Here is a 23,867-nt window from a genome sequence, read left to right on the forward strand (position 1 = left end):
GAATGCCCCGCCCGAGCGCCTCGACGTTCACACATTCGACATGCACGGCACGTAGGTTGGTGCCGTGAAGCCGATTCGCAAGTTCACCGTCCGTGCCGTCGTCCCGGCCCCGCTCTCCGCACTCGAGGAGCTGGCCGCCAACCTGCGCTGGTCGTGGCACGAGCCGACGCGCCGATTGTTCGAAGCCATCGATCCCGAGCTCTGGCGGACCTCCAATCGCGACCCCGTCACGCTGCTCGGCGAGGTCGCCCCCGAGCGGCTCGACGAGCTGGCCGCCGACGGCGGCTACGTCGACTGGGCCGAGCGCGAACGCGCCGGACTCCGCGAGTACCTCGAGCAGCCGCGATGGTTCCAGTCGCTCGGCGCGGAGGTCCCTCGCACGATCGCCTACTTCTCGCCCGAGTTCGGCATCACGGCGGCGCTGCCGCAGTATTCAGGCGGTCTCGGCATCCTCGCGGGCGACCACCTGAAGGCGGCCTCCGACCTCGGGGTGCCGCTCATCGGCGTCGGTCTGTTCTACAAGGCCGGCTACTTCTCGCAGTCGATCACCGACGACGGCTGGCAGCAGGAGCGCTACCCGGTGCTCGACCCCGACGGGCTCCCGCTCTCGATGCTGCGCCATCCCGACGGCTCGCCCGTGCAGATCACGCTCGCGCTGCCCGACGACGCGTCGCTGCACGCCAGGGTCTGGACGGCTGCCGTGGGACGCATCACGCTGCTCATGCTCGACACCGACATCCCGTCGAACTCCGACGCGCTCCGTTCGGTCACCGACCGGCTCTACGGCGGGGGCGGCGAGCACCGGCTGCTCCAGGAACTGCTCCTCGGCGTCGGCGGCGCCCGCGCGGTCAAGCTCTACACCGAGCTCGCGTCGCGTCCGGCGCCCGACGTGTTCCACATGAACGAGGGTCACGCGGGGTTCCTCGGGCTCGAGCGAATCTCGACGCACATCGGCGAGGGGCTCTCGTTCGCCGAGGCGCTGCAGCTCGTGCGGGCCGGCACGGTCTTCACGACGCACACCCCGGTGCCCGCCGGCATCGACCGGTTCGATCGCGGCCTCGTCGAGCGCTACCTCACCTCGTCGCTGCTGCCGGGCGTCGAACTCGACGACGCGCTCGCGCTCGGCGTCGAGCCCGGAGCCGACCCGGCGACGAGTGCGTTCAACATGGCCGTCATGGGGCTCCGGCTCGCGCAGCACGCGAACGGCGTGTCCAAGCTGCACGGCGAGGTGAGCCGGCGCATGTTCGGCGACCTGTGGCCCGGGTTCGACACCGAGGAGGTGCCGATCACGTCGATCACGAACGGCGTGCACGCGCCGACGTGGACCGACCCGGCCCTCGTCGCGCTCGCCGAGGAGAAGCTCGGCACCGGCGACACCGAGCACGCCGACTGGCGCAGCGCCGCGGTCTCCGACGGGGAGTTCTGGGGCGTCAAGCGTCGCATGCGGCTCCAGCTCGTCGAAGACGCGCGTCGTCGCCTCGCCGCCGCCTGGAGCGAGCAGCACTCCGGCGCACAACCTCCGAAGTGGGTCGGCCGGGTGCTCGACCCCGACACGCTGACCGTCGGGTTCGCCAGGCGCGTGCCGACGTACAAGCGCCTCACGCTCATGCTGCAGGACCCCGAGCGCCTGAAGTCGATCCTCACGAACCCCGACCGTCCGGTGCAGTTCGTGATCGCCGGCAAGTCGCACCCCGCCGACGACGAGGGCAAGCGCCTCATCCAGAAGCTCGTGCAGTTCGCCGCGCAGCCCGAGCTGCGCGAGCGCATCGTCTTCCTGCCCGACTACGACATGGGCATGGCCGAGCTGCTCTACCCCGGCTGCGACGTGTGGCTGAACAACCCGCTCCGGCCGCTCGAGGCGTGCGGGACGTCGGGCATGAAGGCCGCCATGAACGGCGCGCTGAACCTGTCGATCCTCGACGGCTGGTGGGCCGAGTACGAGGGCGAGGACTACGGCTGGGTCATTCCGTCGGCGGATGCCGCGGGCGACGCCGGCGAACGCGACGCGCTCGAGGCGGCATCCCTCTACGAACTGCTCGAGCACCGCGTCGCGACCAGGTACTACGAGCGCGACCACGACGGCGTGCCCGTGGAGTGGGTGCGTCGCGTGCGCACGACGCTCAGCGTGCTCGCGCCCGAGCTCGGCGCCGACCGCATGGTCAGGCAGTACGTCGACGAGCTCTACCGCCCGGCCGCCGAGCAGGCCGAGCGCGTCGCCGCCGAGAACGACCGCGGCGCGAAAGAGCTCGCGGCCTACGCCGACCGGGTGCGCGAGGCCTGGCCGCGCGTGCAGGTGCGGCATGTCGAGTCGGGCGGCGTCGAGGCGCCGCACGTCGGCGACGAGCTGCAGCTGCGGGCGCACGTCGATCTCGGCGGGCTCTCCGTCGACGACGTCACGGTCGAGGCCGTGCACGGGCGCAGCCGCTCCGACGAGCGCATCGAGCATGCGCGCCTGACCCCATTGACCCCGGCGATCAGCGGAACGGATGCCGGAGCCGCCGCCCCGGGTCCACAGCTCTACACCGGCACGATCGTGCTCGCCAGGGCCGGGTCGTTCGGGTACACGGTGCGCGTCGTGCCGCGGCATCCGCTGCTCGTCTCGGCTGCAGAGCTCGGCCTCGTCGCGGTCGCCGGCTGAGCGGCGGTGCGGCGGCGTCCGAGGGGCGCCGCCGCACCGAGCCGCTCGGCGGGCCCGAAGGGTCAGCGTGCGCGGGCGATCGGCGCGTACCGCCCGTCGGTGACGGCGAGCAGGTCGTCGGGTGCGAGCTCGAGATCGAGTCCCCGGCGCCCGCCCGAGACGTAGACGGCCTCGCAGAGGATCGCTGACTCGTCGAGCACCGTCGGCAGGGACGTCTTCTGCCCGATCGGGCTGATGCCGCCCACGACGTACCCGGTCTTGCGCTCGGCGACGGCGGGGTCGGCCATCTCGGCGCGCTTGCCGCCGATCGCGTGGGCGAACGCCTTGAGGTCGAGCTGCATCGCGACAGGCACGATCGCGACCGCGAGCGAGCCGTCGACCACGGCGAGCAGCGTCTTGAACACGCGCTCGGGATCGAGGCCGAGCTTCTCGGCGGCCTCGAGGCCGTATGCGGCGGCGCGGGGGTCGTGCTCGTACGCGTGAGCCCGGAAGGCCACGCCCGCCCGGGTCAGCGCGAGCGTCGCCGGAGTGCCGGCCGCGGCATCCGACCGTCTCGCCATCAGCCGCCGACCCGAGCGTCGGCGACCGGGTCGTCGCCGGTCGGGGGATCGATGACGGCCGTCGCATCCGAGGCCGCGCTCGATGCCTCGCCGAGGGCCCGGTAGAGCAGCATCGACTGCGGCGGAACGCCCACGCGCTCGCCGGGCAGGTGCTCGCTCGACTCGGTCACCGGGTGCTCGTCGGACGAGTCCCAGAGCAGCATGTAGCCGGTGACGCCGTCGTGCTCGGGCAGCACGACCTCGGCAGGCGCCTCGTGCGCGTGCACGACGAGCAGGATGCGGTTGAACTCCTCGACCTCGGGCGTCGAGGCCGCGAGGTACTGCAGCGTGCGCTCGGCCGGATCGTTCCAGTCGTCGATGGTCATGGTCTCGCCGTCGGCGTTGTACCAGTCCATCTGCGACGCGCTCGGCGTCGTCTCGCCGAAGACGCCGAAGCGCACGGGCCGGATCGCCGGGTTGTCGCGGCGCAGGTGCACGAGTCGGCGGGCGGTCGCCTCGAGGCCCGCGTCGCGGTCGTCGGCGTTCCAGGACAGCCAGGTGAGGTCGGAGTCCTGGCAGTAGGCGTTGTTGTTGCCCCGCTGGCTGCGCCCGTACTCGTCGCCCGCAGTGAGCATGGGCACGCCGGCCGACAGCAGCAGCGTGCCGAGCAGGTTCCGGATGCTGCGCCGCCGCGCCGCGAGCACCGAGGCGTCGTCGGTGTCGCCCTCGACCCCGTGGTTGTAGGAGTTGTTGCCGTCGGTACCGTCGCGGTTCTGCTCGCCGTTGCCGAGGTTGTGCTTGACGTCGTACGCCGTGAGGTCGGCGAGCGTGAAGCCGTCGTGCGCGGTGATGAAGTTCAGGCTCGCGAGCGGGCCGCGTTCGAGGCTGAACGTGTTCGAGGAACCCGCGAGTCGTGTGGCGAAACGGCCGATGCCGCTCCCGGCGTCGCCCGTCTGGCGTTCGCGACGCAGGTCGCCGAGCCAGAAGTCGCGCATGCGGTCGCGGTAGCGGTCGTTCCACTCGATGAAGCCGCGCGGGAAGTTGCCAGTCTGCCAGCCGCCGGGGCCGACGTCCCACGGCTCGGCGATGAGCTTCGTGGCGCCGATCACAGGGTCGGCGAGCATCGCCTGCAGGAGGGGGTGGTCGGGCGTGTACGCGCCGTGGTCGTCGCGTCCGAGGGTCGCGGCGAGGTCGAGGCGGAACCCGTCGACCTGCAGCTCGTCGGCGAAGGTGCGCATCGAGTCGAGCACGAGGCGCGACGGCTCGTCGCGGCCGAAGTCGAGCGTGTTGCCGCATCCGGTCGTGTCGACGTAGCGGCCGTGCGCGTCGTGGCGGTAGTACGACGCGTTGTCGATGCCGCGGAACGAGTACGTCGGCCCTTCGCGGCCCTCCTCGGCGGTGTGGTTGTAGACGACGTCGAGCACGACCTCGAGGCCGGCGGCATGGAGGCTCCGCACCATCTCGGCGAACTCGCGGCGCACCGCCCCTGCGCCCTTCGCGCGCGCCGCAGCCGTGGCGTACGGGGCGTGCGGCGCGAAGAACCCGAGCGTGTTGTAGCCCCAGTAGTTCGTGCGCCCCTGGCGCTTCAGCCGGTGCTCCGAGAGGAACGCGTGCACGGGCAGCAGCTCGACCGTCGTGACCCCGAGCCCGGTCAGGTACTCGAGGGAGGCATCGTGGCCCAGACCCGCGTAGGTTCCGCGGAGCGCCTCCGGCACGGCCGGGTTCAGCTTGGAGAAGCCGCGCACATGGGCCTCGTAGACCACCGTGTGGTCGAGGGGCACTCCGGGCTTCGCGACGCCGTTCCACGAGAACCGCTCTTCGCCGTCGGCCGCGGGCGCCTCGGTCACCCGGTCGAGGGCGACGCCGTGCCACGATCCGCCGCCGACGGCCGCGAGGCCGCGCGCGTACGGGTCGAGCAGGGTCTGCGCGGGGTTGAACGCGTGCTCGACGCCCGTGGGCCCGTCGACGCGGAACCCGTACCGGGCGCCGTGCACGAGCGCCGACGAGAACCCCTGCCACACGCCGTGCTCGTCGCGCACGAGGTCGACCCGGTCGGTCGCCCAGCCCGCGTCGGCGCGATCGAACACCTCGAGCTCGATCGACGTCGCGTTCGCCGACCACACTCGGACCGTGCCGCCGTCGGCGCCAGTGCTGGCGCCGAGGTCGTGCAGGGGATCGCTCTCAGACATGCGTTCTAGAGTAGAACCACATCACGGACGGAGGTTGCATGCCGGTCTATCTCGACCACGCGGCGACCACGCCCATGCGGGCAGAGGCGATCGACGCCATGGTCGACGCGATGCGGCTGGTCGGCAATCCGGCCTCGATCCACAGCGCCGGCCAGCAGGCCAAGCGCGTGCTCGAGGAGTCCCGCGAGCGCATCGCCGCGACCCTCGGCGTCGACGGCATCGAGGTGGTCTTCACGGGCAACGGCACCGAGGCCGTGAACCTCGCGATCAAGGGCCTCTGGTGGAGCAGGCAGGCGGATGCCGCGCGCCCGCGCCTCATCGTCCCCGCGGGCGAGCACCACGCCACCGTCGACACGGTCGAGTGGCTCGCGACCCACGAGGGCGCCGTGATCGACGAGGTGCCGCTCGACGAGGTCGGACGCCTGCGGCTCGACGTGCTCGAGGCGCTGCTCGCCGAGCACGCGGCATCCGTCGCCCTCGTCACGATGCTCTGGGCCAACAACGAGGTGGGCACGATCCAGCCGGTCGCCGAGGTCGCGCGCCTGACGGCCGCGGCCGGAGTGCCGCTGCACGTCGACGCCGTGTCGGCGTACGGACAGGTGCCGATCGACGTGCGGGCGCTGCGTCGCGTCACGAACGCGCCGCGCGGCGCCGGACTCGTGGCGCTCAGCGTCTCGGCGCACAAGATCGGCGGGCCCACCGGCATCGGCGCGCTCGTGCTCGACCGGTCGGCCGCGCTCGAACCGCTCATCCACGGCGGCGGGCAGCAGCGCAAGGTGCGCTCCGGCACGCAGGACGTCGCCGCCGCCGCCGGATTCGCGGCCGCCGCCGAGGCCGTGCACGCGCACCTCGCCGACGATGCGGCGCGCATGACCGCCCTTCGCGACCGGCTCATCGCGGGCGCGCTCGCCGCGGTCGACGGCGTGCACCTCTCGGGCGACCCCGACGCCGCCGGTCGGCTGGCCGGCAACGTGCACCTCTCGTTCGACGGATGCGAGGGCGACTCGCTCCTCTTCCTGCTCGACGCCGCCGGAGTCGCCGTGTCGACCGGGTCGGCATGCCAGGCCGGCGTGCCGGAGCCCTCGCACGTGCTCATGGCCATGGGCCGCACCGAGGCCGACGCCCGCGGCGCCCTGCGCATCACGCTCGGCCACGACTCGACCGACGCCGACGTCGACGCGTTCCTCGCCGCACTGCCCGCCGCGCACGCGCAGGCCGTGAAGGCCGGGCTCGCCGCGCGAGCCACCTCGTTCGACCGCTGACCCCGAGCCGAACGCGCTGCGCTCGCCGCGGCATCCGCACGCCGGAACGCCGCCACGCGGCATCCGCTCAGGAGGCCCTGCCTACACTGGAGTGGTGAAGGTTCTTGCAGCGATGAGCGGTGGCGTCGACAGCGCCGTCGCGGCCGCGCGCGCCGTCGAGGCGGGGCACGAGGTCGTCGGCGTGCACCTGGCGCTCAGCCGCATGCCCGGCACCCTGCGAACGGGCAGCCGGGGCTGCTGCACCATCGAGGACTCGATGGACGCCCAGCGCGCCGCGAACGTGCTCGGCATCCCGTACTACGTGTGGGACTTCTCGGAGCGGTTCAAGGCCGACGTCGTCGACGACTTCATCGCCGAGTACTCGGCCGGCCGCACCCCCAACCCGTGCATGCGCTGCAACGAGCGCATCAAGTTCGCGGCCCTGCTCGAGAAGGCGCTCGCGCTCGGCTTCGACGCCGTCGCGACGGGCCACTACGCCAAGGTCCTCCCCGGTGCATCGGGTGCGCTCGAGTTGCACCGCGCGAGCGCCGAGGCGAAGGACCAGTCCTACGTGCTCGGCGTGCTCACGGCCGAGCAGCTCGCGCATGCGTACTTCCCGCTCGGCGACACGCCCTCGAAGGCGCTGGTGCGCGAAGAGGCGGCCCGCCGCGGGCTCAGCGTCGCGCAGAAGCCTGACTCGTACGACATCTGCTTCATCCCCGACGGCGACACCAAGGGCTGGCTCGCCGACAAGGTCGGCACGGCGACCGGCGACATCGTCGACCGCACGGGCGCCGTCGTCGGCACCCACGAGGGCGCGCACGCCTACACGGTCGGCCAGCGCCGCGGCATGCGCCTCGGCACGCCGGCCGCCGACGGCAAGCCGCGCTTCGTGCTCGAGGTGCGTCCGAAGGAGAACACCGTCGTCGTCGGCCCGAAGGAGGCGCTCGCGACCGCGCTCGTCGCCGGGTCGCGGTTCACCTGGGCCGGGCTCGCGCCCGCCGACCCCACGAGCGAGTTCGCCTGCGAGGTGCAGATCCGCGCGCACGCCGATCCCGTTCCGGCCGTCGCCCAGGTGGTCGCGGATGCCGCGGGCGCGGCCGAGCTCGTCGTGACCCCCGAGATCCCGCTCGACGGGGTCGCTCCTGGGCAGACCGCCGTGATCTACGTCGGCACGCGCGTGCTCGGGCAGTTCACGATCGACCGCACGGTGAGCGCGGTGCCCGTCGGGGCCTGAGCCGTTCACCGACCGTTCGCCGCGGCGTCCGCCCGACGCGCGTCGACGTCTCGATGCGCCCTGCTCACGCGTGGAATAGCGGTTCGTCGGGCGCGGTGTCAAGGCCCCGCAGCCCGTGCTCGGCTTCACTAGATTCGTGCGGACGTCGCTCGACCGAGCGGCGCATCCCGAGGAGGACGACGTGACCACCCCCCGAGTTCCCGAAGAACGAAGCGCCACGCAGCCCGCACCTGTCCCCGCCCGCACGCCGGCATCCGGCACCGCCGTGATCGACGAGCGCACCGATGACCGCGCCGACCGCGCCGAGGTTCGCCGCGCCGACCAGCAGGAGACCGTCGCGTACCCGACCGTCGCGGCCGGAGCGAACGCTCGGACCGCACCGGTCGACGCCGTCGGCTCGCGTCCGGTCGATGCATCCGGCTCATCCGACCCATCTGCCGCGTCGGCGTCCGCCGAGCACGGCGAGTCCGCACCCTACGGCGCAGCGGCCCGCCGCGCCGTGGTCGCCCGCCAGCGCGAGGCGTTCGGCGGCGTGAAGCTCGGCTCGGCCCTGTTCGGCTGGTTGACCGCCACCGGCACCGCGGCGATCCTCACCGGCACCGTGGCCGGAGCCGCCACGGCGCTCGGCGTCGACACGGCCGGTCGAGCCGCCGTGCTCACGGGCGTGGCCTCCGAGAGCGTCGGGTGGGTCGCGGTGGCCGTGCTCGCGGCGATCCTCCTCGTGTCGTACTGGTGCGGCGGCTACGTCGCTGCGCGCATGGCGCGGTTCAACGGCGCCGTGCAGGGACTCGCCGTCTGGGTCTGGGCGCTCGTGATCGCGATCGTCGTGTCGCTCGTGAGCGTCATCATCGGCAGCCAGGTCGACGTGCTCGCGAACGCGAACCTGTACCCGCGCATCCAGATGAGCCCCGAGGAGTTCACGCTCGCCGGACTCGCCATCGCTGCGGTCGTGCTCGTCGCCAGCCTCGCCGGAGCGGTGCTCGGCGGCATGTCCGGCACGCGCTACCACCGCCGCGTCGACCGTGCCGGGTTCGTCGAGGAGGGCTGATCGGCACGATCTTCGACCGGAACGCCGGTGAGCTCGCATGACGCGCGAGCTCGCCGGCGTTCCAGTCGTGCCGACTCCGGTGCCGCACGCGGTCGCCGCCTTCGCGGCCGGTGCGCCGATCACGCCGGTCTGGCGCAACGGCGTCGGCGGGCTGACCTTCCGCGTCGACCTCCCCGTGGCCGCCGGCGGCGGCTGCTTCGTGAAGTGGAACCCGAGCGGCTCGGGGGAGTCGCTCGCCGACGAGGAACGACGCCTCGAGTGGCTGCGCGGCCGCTTCGCGGTGCCCAGGGTCGTGGCGTCCGGCCGTGACGGGCTCGGCGAATGGTTCGCCACGTCGGCGATCGACGCCGAATCCGCCGTGGCGCCGGCCTGGACGAGCCGTGCGGATGCCGCGGCACGCGCCATGGGCATCGGCCTGCGTCGCCTGCATGACGCCCTCGACCCCGCCGACTGCCCGTTCGACTGGTCGGTCGCCGAGCGCATCGCGGTCGCCGAGGCATCCGGCACCGTCGTGCCCGACGGCCTGCGCGTGCCGCCGCCCGTCGACCGGCTCGTCGTCTGCCATGGAGACCCGTGCGCGCCGAACACGCTCATCGATGTGCACGGAGCCTTCGCGGGCATCGTCGACGTGGCGAGGCTCGGGATCGCCGACCGCTGGGCCGATCTCGCCGTCGGCAGCTGGAGCCTCGAGTGGAACTTCGGCGACGGGCACGAGCCCGCGTTCTTCGAGGCCTACGGGGTCGTGCCCGACGCGCGGCGCATCGCCTACTACCGGGCGCTGTGGGACGCGACCTGAACGAGGCCGCCATGGGCTTCATGGTCTCGCCGCGGCATCCGCTCGACGACGCGTGCCGGGAGCCGCGCCCTCGTCGGTGGGCGCTCGTAGGATTGCGATGTGAGCGAGACCCCGGCTGAGACCGACCTTCCGACCGATTTCGATGCGGCGCGCGCCGAGGCCGACGCCCTCACCGCGCGCATCGAGGGTGCGCGACTCGCCTATTACGGCGACGGCGAGTCGCCGTTGTCCGACGCCGAGTACGACACCGACTTCCACCGCCTCGAGGCGCTCGAACGCGCATTCCCCGAACTCGCCGGTCAAGACAGTCCGACCCAGCAGGTCGGCGCCGCGATCGTGTCGGCCGGTTTCCCCGAGCACGAGCACGCCGAGCGCATGCTGAGCCTCGACAACGTCTTCTCGATCGACGAGTTCCGCGAGTGGGCGGCGAAGGCGCAGGCCGCCGCCGGGCGCCCGGTGCACTGGCTCTCCGAGCTCAAGATCGACGGGCTCGCGATCAGCCTCGCCTATCGCGACGGCGTGCTCGAGACCGCGACGACCCGAGGCGACGGCCGGGTCGGTGAGGACATCACCGAGAACGTCGACCTGATCCCGGTCATCCCGCGGCGGCTCGAAGGCACCGGATACCCCGACTTCTTCGAGGTGCGCGGCGAGGTGTTCCTGCGAACGACCGACTTCGAGGCGCTGAACGAGCGCCAGCACGAACTGCAGGCCGCGTTCGAGACCGAGTGGGTGGCCCGTGGTCGCGATGCCGACGCGATCCCCACGAGGTACGCCGAGTTCGCCAACGCCCGGAACACCGCAGCGGGCAGCCTGCGGCAGCGGCGCGACAACAAGTCCGAGGCCGAGCTCGTGCTCATGCGCGAGCGCCTCGGGCGGCTCTCGCTCTACCTGCACGGCATCGGGGCGTGGGCCCACCCCGAGCTGACGACCCAGTCGGGCATCTACGAGGTGCTCGCCTCATGGGGGCTGCCCGTCTCTCCGCACTCCCGCGTGTTCGCCTCGGTCGACGAGGTCGCGGGCTACATCGCCGAGCGCGGTGAGCACCGGCACGACGTCGAGCACGAGATCGACGGCATCGTCGTGAAGATCGACGAGCTCGCGCTGCACGACGAGCTCGGCGCGACGAGTCGGGCCCCGAGGTGGGCGATCGCCTACAAGTACCCGCCCGAAGAAGTGCACACGAAGCTCCTCGACATCGTCGTCGGCGTCGGCCGCACCGGTCGGGCCACGCCGTACGCCGTCATGGAGCCCGTCAAGGTCGCGGGGTCCACCGTGCGCCAGGCGACCCTGCACAACCAGCAGGTCGTCCGCGCGAAGGGCGTGCTCATCGGCGACACGGTCGTGCTGCGCAAGGCTGGCGACGTGATCCCCGAGATCCTCGGCGCGGTCGAACAGCTGCGCGACGGCACCGAGGTCGAGTGGCACATGCCCGAACTCTGCCCCGAATGCGGCACTCCGCTCCGGGCCATGAAAGAGGGCGATATCGACCTTCGCTGCCCGAACGCGAAGTCCTGTCCGGCGCAGGTGCGCGGTCGGGTCGAGCACATCGGCTCGCGCGGCGGCCTCGACATCGAGGCCCTCGGCGAGGTCACTGCCGCGGCACTCACGCAGCCCTCGTTCCCTGCTGAGCCGCCGCTCGCGACCGAAGCCCGCCTGTTCGAGCTCACGATCGACGAGCTCGTGCCCATCGAGGTCGTCGTGCGCGACGCCGAGACCGGTGAACCGAAGCTCGACGAGGCGACCGGAGAGCCGGTCAAGCGGGCGCCCTTCCAGAAGTCGCGCATCACCTACCCGCCGGGGGCCGAGCAGCTGACGGCCGCCGAACGGCGCGCCGCCGGCATCAGGAAGGACTTCCGCGAGGTCGGCCCGTCCGAGGCGGCGACCAAGCTGCTCGCCGAGCTCGAGAAGGCCAAGACCAAGCCGTTGTCGCGCCTGCTCGTCTCGCTCAACATCCGCCACGTCGGCCCGGTCGCCGCACGGGCGCTCGCCGACTGGTTCGGCTCGCTCGAGGCCATCCGCGCGGCCACGCGCGACGAACTGGCCGAGGTCGACGGCGTCGGCGGCATCATCGCCGACTCGCTCATCGACTGGTTCGCCGTCGACTGGCACGTCGAGATCATCGACCGGTGGACGGCCGCGGGCGTGCAGTGGACGACGCCGGGGCATCCGGGTCCCGGCGCTGCGGCCGCGGCCGGCGGGGTGCTCGCAGGACTCACGGTGGTCGCGACCGGCTCGCTCGAGGGATTCACGCGCGACGGCGCCCAAGAGGCGATCATCGACGCCGGCGGCAAGGCCGCATCGAGCGTCTCGAAGAAGACCGACTTCGTCGCAGCCGGTCCGGGCGCCGGCTCGAAGCTCGCGAAGGCCGAAGAACTCGGCATCCGCGTGCTCGACGCCGCGCAGTTCGCCATACTCGTGACTCAGGGGCCCGCCGCACTCGACGAGTGATGGGCGGGTCGACGATCGGGCGGGAGGGCCCCCGATCGACACCGAACGGCAGATGGGGGAGCGCATGGCAGACGACGCACGATCGGGGGAGTCCACGCCCGACCGCGCCGAGGGCGCCTCGCCCGTCGTCGGCGCTCCATCCGTCGACGGCACCTCGGCCGCTGCCGGGGCTTCGCGCCGTGACTTCCTGAAGCTCGGCGGAGCGGCGGCCGCCGGTGCGGTCGTCGGGGGCGGGGCGGGTGCCGCCGCCGGTCTCGCCGTCGGTCACGCCCGCGGCTTCGCCGAGGGCTCCGACGAGTTCGCGACCCTCACGCCGCGCGAGAAGGCCGGCTTCGACCACCTCGTGGTCTTCATGGGCGAGAACCGCTCGTTCGACAACCTGCTGGGCTGGCTCTACTCACCCGACGACCTTCCGGTGGGGCAGAGCTTCGACGGACTCGCCTTCGGCGACTACTCGAACACGGGGCTCGACGGCGCCGAGGTGGCCGTGCACGTGTACGAGGGCACCACCGACGAGATCATGGGCAAGCCCAACCCCGACCCGGGCGAAGAGTTTCCGCACGTCAACACCCAGCTCTTCGGCATCGTCGACCCGTCGTCGAACTCCGACGTCGAGGTCGGCGACATGGACGCGCCGTACAACGCGCCGAAGCCCGGCCAGAAGCCGACCATGAAGGGCTTCCTCGACGACTACGTCATCAACTACGAGCGGCTGAAGAAGGGAAAGGAACCGACGGCCGACGAGGCGAACCAGATCATGGGATCGTTCTCGCCCGAGATGCTGCCGGTGCTCTCGACGCTCGCGAAGAACTTCGCCGTGTACGACGCATGGCACTGCGGGGTGCCGTCGCAGACCTTCTGCAACCGCTCGTTCTTCCACGCGTCCACGTCGCACGGGTTCGTGACGAACAAGCACGGCGGCGGATACCGCAAGTGGCTCGACGCCGATGCGACGCCCACGATCTTCAACCGGCTCGAAGAGGCCGGCATCAGCTGGCGCATCTACTTCGACGAGTTGCAGCTCGTGTCGTTCACGGGCGTGCTGCACGCACCCGTGCTCGAGCAGTACTGGCGCACCGAGCGGTTCGCGACCATGGAGCAGTTCTACACCGACGTGAGCACGGGCAAGCTGCCCGCCTACGCGTTCGTCGAGCCGCGCATGGTCTACAACCACAACGACTTCCACCCGCCGTTCGGCAAGCTCCGCGAGTCCGACTTCGACGGCACCGAGATCGTCGACAGCGCCGTCTCCGACGTGCGGGCGGGCGAGCTGCTCGTGCACCGCATCTACGAGGCGGTGAAGGCGAGCGCGACCGAAGGCGGTTCGAACGCGCTCAACACACTGCTGCTCATCACGTTCGACGAGCACGGCGGCACCTACGACCACGTTCCGCCGCCTGCGGGCACGCCGCCCCACGAAGACGCCGACCCCGGCGAGATGGGCTTCACCTTCGACCGACTCGGATGCCGCGTGCCGGCCATCGCCGTCTCCGCCTACACCCGGGCGGGAACCGTCGTCCACGACGAGATGCACCACGCCGCCGTCATCGCGACGCTGTCCAGGCTGCATGGACTGAAGCCGCTCACGAGGCGAGACGCCGGGGCGAACAACCTCTTCAACGCGGTCAACCTCGATGCGCCGCGGCATCCGGGATCCTGGCCCTCGACCACGCCGCAGTACCTGCCGCCGAACCCGCAGGCCACGCCGCCGCATCCGGCGCACGTGCACAAGGACAAGCCGTTGAGCCCGCCGGCGCGCGGACTGCTCGGCATGCTGCTGGCCCGGTTCGGGCAGGCCGACGAGCCCGAGCCCGAGACGTACGCCGACGCCTACCGGCTGCTCCACAAGTACGGCGACGGGCTCTTCGGCGTGCAGGGCTAGGCCCGACGCGCCCAGCGCCCCGCCGCCGATAGAATCGAAGCATCCCCACCACGAGACGACGGAGCAGCATGTCCGAAATCACTGCGGAGCAGGTCGCGCATCTCGCGAACCTCGCCCGCATCGCGCTCACCGAAGAAGAGATCGCGCACCTCACGACGGAGCTCGGCCAGATCATGCAGGCCGTCGAGAAGGTCAGCGAGGTCGCCACGCCCGACGTGCCGCCGACCAGCCACCCGATCCCGCTGCAGAACGTGTTCCGCGCCGACGTCGTCGGCGCCGACGTGCTGACCGCAGAGCAGGCCGTCGCCGGAGCGCCCGAGGCCGACGGCTCGCGCTTCGTCGTCTCGGCGATCCTGGGGGAGGAGCAGTGAGCGAGATCATCCGCCTGACCGCCGCCGAGCTCGGCGCGAAGATCGCCGCGGGCGACGTCTCCTCCGTCGAGGCCACGCGCGCCCACCTCGATCGCATCGCCGCCGTCGACGGCGCGGTGCACGCGTTCCTCCACGTCGACGCCGAGGGTGCGCTCGCCGCCGCCGCCGACGTCGACCGTCGCCGCGCCGCAGGTGAGGCGTTCGGCCCGCTGGCCGGCGTTCCCATCGCCGTGAAGGACGTGCTCGTGACCGAGGGCATGCCCTCGACCGCCGGCTCGCGCATCCTCGAGGGCTGGATCCCGCCCTACGACGCGACCCCCGTGCGCCTCGTGCGGGAGGCGGGCATGATCCCGCTCGGCAAGACCAACATGGACGAGTTCGCCATGGGCTCCTCCACCGAGCACTCGGCCTACGGCCCGACCCACAACCCGTGGGACCTCGATCGCATCCCCGGCGGTTCGGGCGGTGGCTCGGCGGCATCCGTCGCGGCCTTCGAGGCGCCACTCGCGCTCGGCAGCGACACGGGTGGCTCGATCCGCCAGCCCGCGCACGTGACGGGCACCGTCGGCGTCAAGCCCACGTACGGTGCGGTGAGCCGCTACGGCTCGATCGCGCTCGCCTCGAGCCTCGACCAGATCGGCCCGGTCACGCGCACCGTGCTCGACGCGGCCCTGCTGCAAGACGTCATCGCGGGCCACGACCCGCACGACTCCACCTCGATCGCCGAGCCCTGGCCGTCCATGGCCGACGCGGTCCGGCGGGCGGATGTCGCGGGCGTGCGCATCGGCGTCGTGAAGCAGCTCGACTCCGACGGCGTGCAGGCGGGCGTGCGTTCGCGCTTCCACGAGGCGCTCGCGCTCCTCGAGCGCAACGGCGCCGAGATCGTCGAGATCGACGCCCCGAGCTTCGAGTACGCCATCGCCGCCTACTACCTGATCCTTCCGGCCGAGGCCTCCTCGAACTTGGCGAAGTTCGACTCGGTGCGCTTCGGCCTCCGGGTCACGCCCGAGGGCGGCGGCACGGTCGAGCAGGTCATGGCGGCCACGCGCGAGGCGGGCTTCGGGCCCGAGGTCAAGCGCCGCATCATCCTCGGCACCTACGCGCTGTCGGCCGGCTACTACGACGCCTACTACGGCAGCGCCCAGAAGGTGCGCACGCTCGTGCAGCGCGACTTCGACGCCGCCTTCGCGAAGGTCGACGTGCTCGCCACGCCGACCGCGCCGACGACCGCGTTCAAGCTCGGCGAGAAGCTCGACGACCCGCTGTCGATGTACCTCAACGATGTCGCGACGATTCCCGCGAACCTCGCGGGCGTTCCCGGCATCTCGCTGCCCGCCGGCCTCGCGCCCGAAGACGGCCTGCCGGTCGGCATCCAGTTCCTCGCCCCGGCGCGCCAGGACGCGCGCCTCTACAACGTCGGCGGTGCGCTCGAGCGCCTGCTCGAGGCCGAGTGGGGGGCGCCGCTGCTGAGCCGCGCACCCGATCTGTCTTCGCACGAGATGGCTGCGGCCGAGGAAGGTGCGCTCTGATGGCCCGCGCAGCACTCATGGACTTCGACAAGGCGCTGGAGCTCTTCGAACCGGTCATCGGTCTCGAGGTCCACGTCGAGCTGAACACGACGACCAAGATGTTCTCGTCGGCGCCGAACCCGGCGAACTCGGCATTCCACGACGCAGCACCGAACACCCTCATCACGCCCGTGTGCCTCGGCCTGCCCGGGTCGCTGCCGGTCGTGAACGAGCAGGCCATCCGCTCGTCGATCTCGCTGGGCCTCGCGCTCGGCTGCTCGATCGCCGAGTCGAGCCGGTTCGCCCGCAAGAACTACTTCTACCCCGACCTCGCGAAGAACTACCAGATCTCGCAGTACGACGAGCCGATCGCGTTCGACGGCGAGGTCGAGGTCGAGCTCGAGAACGGCCGTATCTTCCAGGTGCCGATCGAGCGTGCCCACATGGAAGAAGACGCGGGCAAGCTGACGCACATCGGCGGTGCCACGGGGCGCATCCAGGGCGCCGAGTACTCCCTCGTCGACTACAACCGCGCCGGCGTGCCGCTCGTCGAGATCGTCACGCGCCCGATCTTCGGTGCCGAGGCCGACGCCCCCGCGCTCGCGAGCGCGTACGTGTCGATCATCCGCGACATCGCGCTCTCGCTCGGCATCTCCGAGGCTCGCATGGAGCGCGGCAACCTGCGCTGCGACGCGAACGTCTCCCTGCGCCCTCGCGGTGCGGAGAAGCTCGGCACGCGCACCGAGACGAAGAACGTGAACTCGTTCCGCTCGATCGAGCGCGCGGTGCGCTACGAGATCCAGCGCCAGGCTGCCATCCTCGCCGACGGCGGCTCGATCACGCAGGAGACGCGTCACTGGCACGAGGACACCGGCACCACGAGCGCGGGCCGTCCCAAGTCCGACGCCGACGACTACCGGTACTTCCCCGAGCCCGACCTGCTGCCCGTGGTGCCCTCGCCTGAGCTCATCGAGCAGCTCCGGGCCGAGCTGCCCGAGCCGCCGGCGGCCCGACGTCGCCGGTTGAAGGCCGAGTGGGGCTTCACCGACATCGACTTCCAGGGCGTCGTGAACAGCAACCTGCTCGTCGAGGTCACCGAGACGGTCGCCGCGGGTGCCACGCCCGCGGCCGCGCGCAAGTGGTGGACGGGTGAGCTCGCCCGCATCGCGAACGCGCAGAACGTCGATGCCGCCTCGCTCGCCTCGCCCGCGCACGTCGCCGAGCTCGCTGGTCTCGTCGAAGCCGGCACGCTCACCGATCGCCTGGCCCGCCAGGTGCTCGAGGGCGTCATCGCCGGCGAGGGCTCGCCGCAGCAGATCGTCGACGCCCGCGGCCTCGCCGTCGTCTCCGACGACAGCGCGCTCATCGCCGCGATCGACCAGGCGCTGGCCTCGCAGCCCGATGTGCTCGAGAAGATCCGCGACGGCAAGGTCCAGGCCGCCGGCGCGGTCATCGGCGCCGTCATGAAGGCCATGCAGGGCAAGGCCGACGCCGCGCGCGTGCGCGAGCTCGTGCTCGAGCGGGCGACCGCGCAGTAGGCTCGCCGCCGCTCGAACGTGCGGGCGGTGCCTCGACTCCGGTCGGGCACCGCCCGTCGTCGTCGAGGCGGCTCGCCGCGGCATCCGCCGCTCGCCGCGGCATCCGCCGCTCGCTGCGGTATCCGCCGCTCGCCGCGGCATCCGTGGCTCGTCGCTGCTCGTCGCTCTGTCGTCATTCCCGCCGACGGTGGAGCATCGCGCGCACTCCCAGCGCGTTCGAGGCTGCGAACCCTAGGCTGGTCGTCCCCTGAACGATTGGCGGGCACACATGGGATTCTTCGATCGACTGTTCGGCGCACCCGACGACCGCACCTCGCAGCCCCCGCGGCCGATTCCGCGGGCCCGGCCCCAGTCCGAAGACGAGCGCGCCGTCGAGCGCTACCGATACCTCCTCCGCACCGCACCGCCCGAGTCGATCGAGGCGGTGCACGCCGAGGCGTTCGCGAAGCTCACGCCCGAGCAGCGCGCGCAGGTCTACCGCGCGCTGGCCGAGCAGGCGCCCCCGGGCGAGCGGGTCCTCTCCGATGAGCCGTCGGCGCTCGCGCGGGCCGCGACGCGCGCCGAGCTGCGCGCGCCCGGCACGATGGAGCGCACGTTCCAGGCGACGGATGCCGCGAACGGCCGCCTGGCCTACGGCGGGCCCTCGTTCGGCTCGATGGTCGGCAGCTCGATGCTCGGCACCGTGGCCGGCGTGGTGGTCGGCTCGATGATCGCGCAGGCGTTCCTGCCCGGGCCAGACTTCGGCGGCGACGTCGCGGGCGAAGGCGGTGCCGGTTCGGCAGACGGCGGCGCCGACGCATCTGCCGACGGCGGCTTCGGCGGCGATCTCGGAGGCGGCGATTTCGGCGGGGACTTCGGCTTCTGAGCGCGGTCCCGAACCTCCCGTCGGCCGCATGACGGTGGCTGCGGGTATGGTCGCAACGTGAGCAAGCAGGACGGCTCGTCGAGGCAGGTCACCACGGGGCCCGTCGATGATTCGGCGACCCCGATCCTCCACGTCGACATGGATGCGTTCTTCGTCTCGGTCGAGCTGCTCTCGCGGCCCGAGCTGCGTGGCAAGCCCGTGCTCGTCGGCGGCACCGCCGGTCGAGGCGTCGTCGCCGCGGCAAGCTACGAGGCCCGCCGCTACGGCGTGAACTCGGCCATGCCCATGTCGGTCGCCCTGCAGCGGTGCCCGAACGCGATCGTGCTGCAGGGCGACTACCCGTCGTACTCGACGTACTCCAAGCGCGTCATGCAGATCTTCGGCGAGATCACGCCGCTCGTCGAGCCGCTGTCGATCGACGAGGCGTTCCTCGACGTCTCGGGCGCGCGCCGACTCCACGGCACGCCCGCCGAGATCGCGTGGACCATCCGCGAACGCGTCCAGGCCGAGACCGGGCTGACGTGCTCCGTCGGGGTCGCCGCCACGAAGTACGTGGCGAAGGTGGCGTCGAGCCGTGCCAAGCCCGACGGCATGCTGGTCGTACCCGCGCACGAGACGGTGGAGTTCCTGCATCCGCTGCCCGTGTCGGCACTGTGGGGCGTCGGCCGTGTGACCGAGGAGTCGCTGCTGCGGCTCGGTCTCCGCACGGTCGGCGAGGTCGCGGCGATGCCGCCCGACGTGCTCGAGCGGGCGGTCGGTCCAGCACTCGCGGCCAGGCTCACGCACCTCGCGCGCGGTGAAGACCCCCGCGCCGTGCACACGACCCGCGTCGAGAAGAGCATCGGGCACGAGCAGACGTTCGGCCACGACCTGGTCGATCCCGTCGAGATCCGGCGCGAGCTGCTGCAGTTGTCGGGCAACGTCGCCGTGCGCCTGCGCAAGGCCGGGCTCGTCGCGCGCACGGTCTCGCTGAAGCTCCGCTACGGCGACTTCCGCACGCTCACGCGCTCGCGCACTCTGGGCGAGCCGACGGATGTCGCGCGCCGCGTCTACGACGAGGCATCCGAGGCGCTCGTCGGGCTGATCGGCGACGGCCAGCGCGTGCGGCTCATCGGCGTGCGCGCCGAGAACCTCCGCGAGTCCGGATCGGGTGCCATGCTCTGGGATCCCGACGAAGAGTGGCGCGACGCCGAGCGCACGATCGACCAGGTCTCTGCGAAGTTCGGCCGGGGAGCGCTGCGTCCGGCGTCACTCGTGCAACGCGAGCGCGATCGGCAGCAACGACGCGACGCACGGGCCGCGTCCGCCGCGGCGAGGGGGGCATCCGAGGGCGCTGCGCAGCCGAACCCCGGTCGCCGGGGCGGCGACGGCGACGAGCCGTTCGACCCGACGGCGGCCGGATGGGGCTGGTAGCCGCGGCGCGGCACGGGTAGCGTTGCCGCATGGCTGAACTCGTACTGGACCTGGCTGATCGCGTCGCAGGCGTCGGGGTGAAGACCGCATACGGCGAGAAGATCGAGATCGAAGGCGTCGAGGTGGTGCCCGTGGCGCTCGGCTACTACGCGTTCGGCGGGGGCAACGGCACGGGCGATGCCACGTCGAACTTCACGGGCAGCGGGAGCGGCGGCGGCGGGGGCGGTCTGTCCGTGCCCCTCGGCGCCTACGTCGGCGACGGCGGGCGGGTGAAGTTCGAGGCGAACCTCATCGGACTGGTGCTGGTCGCGACGCCGTTCGTGTTCGTCGTCGGCCACGCGCTCAAGTCGGTGATCCGCGCGCTCAAGCGCTGAACGGCTTCGCCTCCGACCCGAGAAGGCTGAGCGCTCGTCGTCGACGACGGCGGTGTCCGTCGAGCGTGAACGCCGACGGCCCGTGCGTGTACGCTGGTGCACGAACACGGGAGTCCGGTGAGCCGGGCTGAGAGGAAGGTTCTCAACCTTCGACCGTCGAACCTGATCTGGATCATGCCAGCGCAGGGAGGCATCCACATCTCAACAATCCCGTGCCGCTTTCCTTCCAATGAAAGGGCACGCCAGTGCACAACACCTCCACCGATTCCGCCGCGGTCGCCGCGGCATCCGGAACCTTCGTCACGACCTCGCCGCGTCTGCGCTGGCGGGTCGTCGACATCGTCGTGGCGAGCGTCATCGGCGTCGCCGTAGGCGTCGTCTTCTGGGCCTGGGGCGTCGTCTGGGGCCCGATCTCGGCCCCGATCGAGGCGCTCCTGCCCGGCCTTCAGGCCGCGCCGGCCGCGGTGTGGGTCATCGCAGGCGTGCTCGGCGGGCTCGTGATCCGCAAGCCGGGCGCCGCGCTCTATACCGAGCTCGTCGCCGCGGTGGTCTCGGCGCTCATCGGCAGCCAGTGGGGCGGCCTGCTCACCATCGAGGCGGGACTGGTCCAGGGCCTCGGCGCCGAGCTGGTCTTCGCGATCTTCCTCTACCGCAACTGGCGGTTCCCCGTGGCGCTGCTCGCCGGCGCCGGCGCAGGCCTCGCGATGGCGATCAACGACCTCGTGCTCTGGTACGCGGGTGCCGCGCCGTTGTTCGCAACGGTCTACACGGTCTCGGCGGTCATCGGCGGTGCGCTCATCGCCGGCGGCCTGGCGTGGCTCGCGGTCCGCGGTCTCGCACGTGCGGGCGCCCTCGACCGGTTCGCCGCCGGGCGCGAGCTGCGGACGGTCTAGTGTCCGTGCGCGGCGAAGCGTCCGCGCCCGCCGTGTCGGTTCGCGCACGCGGATGGGGGTGGCGTCACGGCGGTCGGCGCCACCCCGCCGTGCGCGATCTCGACCTCGCGATCGGGCCGGGGGAGCGCGTCCTGCTCCTCGGCGCGTCCGGGGCGGGCAAGTCGACCCTGCTGCACGGTCTGGCGGGCGTCCTCGGGGGCGACGACGAGGGCGAGACGCTCGGGGAGCTGCTGCTCGACGGTCGGCACCCTGCCGCGGCTCGCGGCCGCGCAGGTCTCGTGCTCCAGGATCCCGATGCGCAGGTCGTCATGGCCCGGGTCGGCGACGACGTCGCGTTCGGTCTCGAGAATCTCGGGGTCGCGCGCGACGAGATCTGGCCGCGCGTGCGCGCCGCACTCGACGCCGTCGGTCTGAACCTGCCGCTCGACCATGCCACGGCCGAGCTGTCCGGGGGGCAGCGTCAGCGGCTCGCCCTCGCCGGCGTGCTCGCGATGCGTCCGGGCCTGATCCTGCTCGACGAGCCGACGGCGAACCTCGACCCCGATGGGGTCCGCGAGGTGCGCGACGCGGTCGGAGCGGTCGCCGTCGCCACGGGGGCCACGCTCATCGTCGTCGAGCATCGCGTCTCGACGTGGTTGCCGGTCGTCGACCGCGTCGTCGTACTCGGAGCCGCGGGCGGCGTGCTCGCCGACGGTCCACCGGAGCAGGTGCTGTCCGAGCGGGCCGACGATCTTCGTGCGGCGGGCGTCTGGCTGCCCCATGACGTGCCGTGGCGCGCCCCCGAGTCGACGGCCGGCACGCGGCATCCGCTGCTCGAGGCCTCGCACCTCGACATCGGTCGGGTCGCGGGGGTCGCGGTGCAGCGCGGGGTCGACCTGCGGGTCGACGCCGGCCGCGTGCTCGCGATCGTCGGTCCGAACGGCGTGGGCAAGTCGACCTTGGCGCTAACCCTCGCGGGCCTGCTGCCGCCGCAGGACGGGCGGCTCGCGGCATCCGACCTGGTGGCACGGGGTCTGCGCAGCGAGCCGTGGCGCTGGCGCTCGCGCGAGCTGCTCACCCGCATCGGCACGGTCTTCCAGAGCCCGGAGCACCAGTTCGTGGCCGGATCGGTGCGGGCCGAGCTCGAGGTGGGTCCGCGGGCGCTGAAGCTCGGCGAGGCAGAGCGACGCGCGCGCGTCGACGAACTGCTCGAGGCGCTGCGCCTCGAGCACCTCGCGGGAGCGAACCCGTTCACGCTGAGCGGCGGCGAGAAGCGACGACTCTCGGTGGCCACCGCGATCGCGACGCGACCACGACTGCTCGTGCTCGACGAGCCCACGTTCGGGCAGGACGCCTCGACCTGGCGCGAGCTCGCGAAGCTCCTCGTCGGGCTGCGCGACGACGGTGTGGCGCTCGTCGCGGTGACGCACGACGAGGTCTTCGTCGACGCGATCTCCGATGAGCGGTTCGAGTTGCGCGTGCAGGCCGCCGACGCGTCGACCTCCGCCCCCTCCGCCGGTGCGAGAAGGGGTGCGCGCCGATGAGCATCGCGAGCATCCGGCCGGGTCTGCCGCTCGCCCGGGTCAACCCCGTGGCCAAGGTGGCCGCAACCGTGCCGCTCAGCATCGTGCTGATCCTCACCCTCGACGTCGTCTCGGCGAGCGTCGCGATCGTGTGCGAGATCCTCGTGTTCACGCTCGTCGGGCTCGGCGGTCTGCTCTGGTCGCCGCGAACCCTGCCCGTCTGGATCGCCGCACCGCTCACCGGTGTCAGCATGGTGCTCTACGGCGCGCCGTCGGGCGCCGTCCTCTGGGAGTTCGGGCTCATCCACGTGACCGAGGGCTCCGTGCAGATCGGACTCGCCACGACGGCCCGCGTGATCGCCATCGCGTTGCCCGCGGTCGTGCTGTTCCTCACGATCGACCCCACCGATCTCGCCGACGGCCTCGCCCAGACCCTCCGCCTGCCCGCCCGGTTCGTCCTCGGGGCCCTCGCCGCCCTCCGCCTCGTCGGATCGTCGATCGACGACTGGCGAACGCTCCACCTCGCCAGGCGTGCGCGCGGCATCGCCGATCGCGGGGTTCTCCGGCGCTCGCTCGGGCAGGCGTTCGCGATGCTGGTGCTCTCGATCCGCCGGGGTGGCACCCTCGCGACGGCCATGGAGGCTCGCGGCTTCGGCGCCGACACCGAGCGCACCTGGGCGAGGGCGGCGCACTTCGGCCGGGTCGAATGGATCGTCATCGTGGTCGGATGCGTCGTCGCCGCGGTGTCGGCGACGGTCGCCGTCACGACGGGGAGCTGGAATGTCGTCTGGTCGTGACCCGGTCGGCGCGGAGCGCCGACCGCCGGGCGCGGCCGTGCAGGCCGTTCGCGCGGCCGTCCGCGGCATCCACCGGCCGATCGTGCTCGTCGACGGGCCGAGCGGCGCGGGCAAGTCGACCTTCGCCGACCTGCTCGTGGCCGACTGGTCGGGGCCCACGCCCGATCTCGTGCGTCTCGACGACGTCTACCCCGGGTGGCACGGCCTCGATCCGGCGGTGAGCGCGCTTCGGCGCGACCTCGTCGCGCCGTGGCTTCGGGGGGCGCCCGGGCGCCGTCGCGGCTGGGACTGGGCGGCGAACAGCCCGGGAGCGGTGACCTCGCTGCGCCCGGGCCGTGCGCTCGTCATCGAGGGGTGCGGTGCCCTCGGCACCGTGGCCGGCCTCGCCGTCGAGACCGGCGCGCGCACGCCGGTGCGCGTCTGGGTCGACGCACCGTACTCGGAGCGGCGCCGACGCGCGCTCGCGCGGGACGCGGGCGCCTACGACCCCTACTGGGATCTCTGGGAAGCGCAGTGGCGCAGATACCTGCACCGCATGGCGCCGACCTCCGCCCCGGTGATCAGGGTGCGGATGCGCTGAGCGGG

At 72.2% G+C, this 23,867-nt stretch carries 19 protein-coding genes and 1 riboswitch; of the genes, 17 read left to right on the forward strand and 2 right to left on the reverse strand.

The features are described 5' to 3' along the window. Positions 1 to 64 precede the first annotated feature (64 nt). Positions 65 to 2,638, forward strand: coding sequence for an alpha-glucan family phosphorylase (glgP, locus tag GQR16_RS02745; protein ID WP_157413654.1), 2,574 nt, complete (start codon positions 65 to 67; stop codon positions 2,636 to 2,638). A gap of 62 nt (positions 2,639 to 2,700) precedes the next feature. Here glgP and ybaK read toward each other — a convergent pair whose 3' ends face one another. Next, positions 2,701 to 3,198 (reverse strand): Cys-tRNA(Pro) deacylase, encoded by a 498-nt coding sequence (gene ybaK, locus GQR16_RS02750; RefSeq protein WP_157413655.1) that lies wholly within the window; start codon positions 3,196 to 3,198, stop codon positions 2,701 to 2,703. Beyond that, positions 3,198 to 5,366, reverse strand: coding sequence for a glycogen debranching protein GlgX (glgX, locus tag GQR16_RS02755; RefSeq protein ID WP_157413656.1), 2,169 nt, complete (start codon positions 5,364 to 5,366; stop codon positions 3,198 to 3,200). Before glgX ends, ybaK begins: the two co-directional genes overlap by 1 nt. Before the next feature lie 38 nt (positions 5,367 to 5,404). Between glgX and GQR16_RS02760 the strand changes: the two genes are divergently transcribed. From GQR16_RS02760 to GQR16_RS02835, 16 genes are all read left to right on the forward strand, one after another. Continuing rightward, positions 5,405 to 6,628: a cysteine desulfurase family protein gene (locus tag GQR16_RS02760; RefSeq protein ID WP_157413657.1), complete on the forward strand. Its 1,224-nt coding sequence runs from the start codon at positions 5,405 to 5,407 to the stop codon at positions 6,626 to 6,628. Between the two features lie 94 nt (positions 6,629 to 6,722). Continuing rightward, complete coding sequence (gene mnmA / locus GQR16_RS02765; RefSeq protein ID WP_246200450.1) at positions 6,723 to 7,844, forward strand: tRNA 2-thiouridine(34) synthase MnmA; 1,122 nt, start codon at positions 6,723 to 6,725, stop codon at positions 7,842 to 7,844. 181 nt (positions 7,845 to 8,025) lie between these two features. Further along, positions 8,026 to 8,892, forward strand: coding sequence for a YrzE family protein (locus GQR16_RS02770; RefSeq protein WP_157413658.1), 867 nt, complete (start codon positions 8,026 to 8,028; stop codon positions 8,890 to 8,892). A gap of 37 nt (positions 8,893 to 8,929) precedes the next feature. Next, positions 8,930 to 9,688: an aminoglycoside 3'-phosphotransferase gene (locus tag GQR16_RS02775; protein ID WP_157413659.1), complete on the forward strand. Its 759-nt coding sequence runs from the start codon at positions 8,930 to 8,932 to the stop codon at positions 9,686 to 9,688. 99 nt (positions 9,689 to 9,787) lie between these two features. Then, on the forward strand, positions 9,788 to 12,139 hold the full coding sequence (gene ligA, locus GQR16_RS02780; protein ID WP_157413660.1) for an NAD-dependent DNA ligase LigA: 2,352 nt from the start codon (positions 9,788 to 9,790) through the stop codon (positions 12,137 to 12,139). Positions 12,140 to 12,203: 64 nt separating this feature from the next. Then, positions 12,204 to 14,021 carry an alkaline phosphatase family protein gene (locus tag GQR16_RS02785; RefSeq protein ID WP_157413661.1) on the forward strand — a complete coding sequence of 606 codons (1,818 nt, stop codon included), beginning with the start codon at positions 12,204 to 12,206 and terminating at the stop codon, positions 14,019 to 14,021. A 68-nt stretch (positions 14,022 to 14,089) separates the two neighbouring features. Next, positions 14,090 to 14,392 carry an Asp-tRNA(Asn)/Glu-tRNA(Gln) amidotransferase subunit GatC gene (gene gatC / locus GQR16_RS02790; RefSeq protein WP_067875645.1) on the forward strand — a complete coding sequence of 101 codons (303 nt, stop codon included), beginning with the start codon at positions 14,090 to 14,092 and terminating at the stop codon, positions 14,390 to 14,392. After that, a complete protein-coding gene (gene gatA, locus GQR16_RS02795) occupies positions 14,389 to 15,921 on the forward strand; it encodes an Asp-tRNA(Asn)/Glu-tRNA(Gln) amidotransferase subunit GatA (protein ID WP_157413662.1) in 1,533 nt (510 codons plus the stop codon). The genes gatC and gatA overlap by 4 nt, the downstream gene beginning before the upstream one ends. After that, complete coding sequence (gene gatB, locus GQR16_RS02800) at positions 15,921 to 17,438, forward strand: Asp-tRNA(Asn)/Glu-tRNA(Gln) amidotransferase subunit GatB (RefSeq protein ID WP_157413663.1); 1,518 nt, start codon at positions 15,921 to 15,923, stop codon at positions 17,436 to 17,438. The genes gatA and gatB overlap by 1 nt, the downstream gene beginning before the upstream one ends. A gap of 268 nt (positions 17,439 to 17,706) precedes the next feature. Beyond that, the gene (locus GQR16_RS02805) at positions 17,707 to 18,303 is read left to right on the forward strand and encodes a hypothetical protein (protein WP_157413664.1); all 597 of its coding nucleotides are present in this window, start codon (positions 17,707 to 17,709) and stop codon (positions 18,301 to 18,303) included. Between the two features lie 57 nt (positions 18,304 to 18,360). After that, on the forward strand, positions 18,361 to 19,716 hold the full coding sequence (locus GQR16_RS02810; protein WP_157413665.1) for a DNA polymerase IV: 1,356 nt from the start codon (positions 18,361 to 18,363) through the stop codon (positions 19,714 to 19,716). Between the two features lie 29 nt (positions 19,717 to 19,745). Then, positions 19,746 to 20,090, forward strand: coding sequence for a hypothetical protein (locus GQR16_RS02815; RefSeq protein WP_157413666.1), 345 nt, complete (start codon positions 19,746 to 19,748; stop codon positions 20,088 to 20,090). A 105-nt stretch (positions 20,091 to 20,195) separates the two neighbouring features. Further along, a riboswitch (TPP riboswitch) is annotated at positions 20,196 to 20,296 on the forward strand. A 39-nt stretch (positions 20,297 to 20,335) separates the two neighbouring features. Then, positions 20,336 to 20,983, forward strand: a complete 648-nt coding sequence (locus tag GQR16_RS19855; RefSeq protein ID WP_157413667.1) for an ECF transporter S component — start codon at positions 20,336 to 20,338, stop codon at positions 20,981 to 20,983. Positions 20,984 to 21,072: 89 nt separating this feature from the next. Next, the gene (locus GQR16_RS02825; RefSeq protein ID WP_157413668.1) at positions 21,073 to 22,506 is read left to right on the forward strand and encodes an ABC transporter ATP-binding protein; all 1,434 of its coding nucleotides are present in this window, start codon (positions 21,073 to 21,075) and stop codon (positions 22,504 to 22,506) included. Next, the gene (locus tag GQR16_RS02830) at positions 22,503 to 23,282 is read left to right on the forward strand and encodes an energy-coupling factor transporter transmembrane component T family protein (protein ID WP_157413669.1); all 780 of its coding nucleotides are present in this window, start codon (positions 22,503 to 22,505) and stop codon (positions 23,280 to 23,282) included. The genes GQR16_RS02825 and GQR16_RS02830 overlap by 4 nt, the downstream gene beginning before the upstream one ends. Continuing rightward, entirely contained in the window at positions 23,266 to 23,862 is a 597-nt protein-coding gene (locus tag GQR16_RS02835; RefSeq protein ID WP_157413670.1) for a nucleoside/nucleotide kinase family protein, read from the forward strand. Before GQR16_RS02830 ends, GQR16_RS02835 begins: the two co-directional genes overlap by 17 nt. The last annotated feature ends 5 nt before the right edge of the window (positions 23,863 to 23,867 follow it).

The organism is Agromyces allii, assembly GCF_009749385.1.
Lineage (GTDB): Bacteria > Actinomycetota > Actinomycetes > Actinomycetales > Microbacteriaceae > Agromyces > Agromyces allii.